This window comes from Pseudomonas sp. MD195_PC81_125 (assembly GCF_014060985.1).
Lineage (GTDB): Bacteria > Pseudomonadota > Gammaproteobacteria > Pseudomonadales > Pseudomonadaceae > Aquipseudomonas > Aquipseudomonas parakoreensis.
This window is the reverse complement of record NZ_JABULD010000501.1, coordinates 1-2,567: the sequence shown is the minus strand read 5'-3', so window position 1 is coordinate 2,567 and position 2,567 is coordinate 1. Positions and strand designations below refer to the sequence as shown.

Annotated in this window: 2 protein-coding genes; both read right to left on the bottom strand. The window is 59.2% G+C overall.

Going from position 1 to position 2,567, the window contains the following annotated elements; all coding sequences use genetic code 11:
• Positions 1-57 precede the first annotated feature (57 nt).
• Positions 58-915, bottom strand: coding sequence for a carboxylate/amino acid/amine transporter (locus HT737_RS20060; RefSeq protein ID WP_007965993.1), 858 nt, complete (start codon positions 913-915; stop codon positions 58-60).
• A gap of 162 nt (positions 916-1,077) precedes the next feature.
• Positions 1,078-2,567 (bottom strand): ABC transporter ATP-binding protein/permease (locus HT737_RS20055; RefSeq protein ID WP_182403845.1); only part of this gene is annotated, 1,490 nt, incomplete at its 5' end.

Genomic DNA, 2,567 nt, shown 5'->3' with positions numbered 1-2,567 from the left:
CGATCTTTTGATTTTAAAGATTAAAAGATCGCAGCCTCCGGCAGCTCCTACACCGGGTCATGCGGTGCGGCGGATACCCAACCGGCTGATCCATACGGCCGCCAGGATGACACTCCCGCCAAGCAAAAGCCTTCCCAGTTCCTCATGCTGATTCCAGATCAGCAGATTCAGCAGCAGCCCCACCGGCACATGCAGGTTGTTCATCACCGCCAGCGTGCCGCCGTTGACCATGCACGCGCCCTTGTTCCACCAGTACATGCCCAGCGCGGTGGAGACCAGGCCGAGAAACAGCAACACGCCCCATTGCAGCGGCGCTTCGGGCAGGAAGTTGGCTTTACCGAACAGCAGAAACGCCGGCAACACCACCGCCAGAGCCCCGAGGTAGAAGAAGCCGAAACGCCGGTAATGCGGCAGGTCACTCGGGTGTTTCGCCACCAGATGCTTGTACAACACCTGGCCGGCGGCATAGGTGAAGTTGGCCAGTTGCAGCAACAGGAAACCCATGAAGAAATCCGGGTTGATCCGATCAAAACGAATCACTGCCGCACCGCCCACCGCTACCAAAGCGGCCACCAGCGCCCATGGATTAAAGCGGCGGTTCAGCGCATCTTCGATCAACGTCACATGCAACGGTGTGAGGATGGTGAACAGCAGCACCTCCGGCACCGTCAATACGCGAAAGCTCAGGTACAGGCAGACATAGGTGATGCCGAACTGCAACGCGCCGATCAGCAGCATGCCGCGCATGAACGCCGGTTCCACCGAACGCCAGCGTGTCAACGGAATGAACACCAGCCCGGCCAGCACCACGCGCACCAGCACCGCGAAGTAGCTGTCGACATGCCCGGCGAGGTACTCGCCGATCAGACTGAAGGAAAACGCCTGGATCAGCGTGACAAAAAGTAGATAGCCCATGGTCGCCTCTGTTTCGAATGGCGGCGACGATAGCCGGTTTTACATTCCGCAACCAACACAAAATCCCCTGTAGGAGCTGCCGCCAGGCTGCGATCTTTTGATCTTGTAAAAAACAACATCAAAAGATCGCAGCCTGCGGCAGCTCCTACAGGGGTGTGGTGTTCAAGCGGTCACGGCCTGTTCCACCAGATGCCCGCTGTCGATCCGCACATGCCGTGGGTGGAAGCGCTTGAGGCTGCTGCGGTGGCCGACGCTGACAATGCTCAGGCCCGGCAACTGATCGATCAGCGCCTGATACAACGTTGCCTCATCCTCTTCATCCATCGCCGACGTCGCTTCGTCCATGTACAGCCATTGCGGTGCGTAAAGCATGGCGCGGGCGAAGGCCAGCCGTTGCTGCTCACCCGGCGACAGCATGCGCTGCCAGTGATTGGCTTCGTCCAGACGCGCGACCAGATGCGGCAGACGGCAAGTCTCCAGCACCTGCGCGTAACGCTCTGGCGCGTAGGTGTCGCCCGGTTGTGGATAACTCAAGGCTTCGCGCAGGGTACCGATCGGCAGATACGGCTTCTGCGGCAAAAACAGATAACGCGCCGCCGGCAGACGAATAGCGCCGTGGCCCGCGGGCCACAAGTGCCCCATCGCCCGCAGCAACGTCGACTTGCCGCTGCCGGAGCGACCGCTGAGCATCACCCGCTCGCCGGGCTCTACCGTCATGTCGGCATTGGTCAGCAGGTGCCGACCATCGGCCAGATCCAGGCCAAGATTGTGCACTTGCAATTCACTGCCCTGATTCTGCACATCGATGGCCGGAGCGCGCTGTTCGTTATCGGTCATGGCCTGACGGAAGCTCAGCAGACGATCACAGGTGGCGCGCCAGGAAGCGAGGCTCTGATAGGCGCTGATGAACCAGCTGAAACTCTCCTGGACGTTGCCGAATGCCGAGCTGATCTGCATCAGTTCACCCAGCTCGATCTTGCCGGCGAGGTAACGCGGCGACGCCACGATAAACGGGAAAATGATCGCAGCCTGGCTGTAACCGGCAGTGAAGAACGTCAGGCGCTTGGACACTTTCATGATGTCCCAGAAGTTGTGCCAGACATTACCGAAGCGACCGCTCAAGCGACGGTTTTCGTTCGGCTCGCCGTTGTACAACGCGATGCTCTCGGCATTCTCACGAATCCGCACCATGGAAAAACGCAGGTCGGCTTCGAAGCGTTGTTGTTGGTTGTTCAGGCCGATCAAGCGGCGACCGATCAAGTGCGTCAGCCAGCTGCCCACCACGGCATAGACCAGCACGCACCAGAACATGTAGCCGGGAATGGTGATGCCATAGACCTCAATGCTGCCCGACACGCCCCACAGAATGATCGAGAACGACACCAGGCTGACGATATTGCGCAGCAGGCCGATCCCCAGCTCAAGGGTATTGGAGGTGAAGTTATTGAGGTCTTCGGAAATCCGCTGATCCGGGTTATCGGTGTAACCGCCCTGCTCCAGCTGGTAGTAATTCTTGTCAGCGAGCCAACGGGAGAAATGCTTTTCGGTGAGCCAGGCCCGCCAGCGAATCGTCAGCATCTGGGTCAGATAAAGCCGGTACACCGCACCGACAATCGCCACCGCTGCAATCGCGCAGAAATACAGAATCAGCT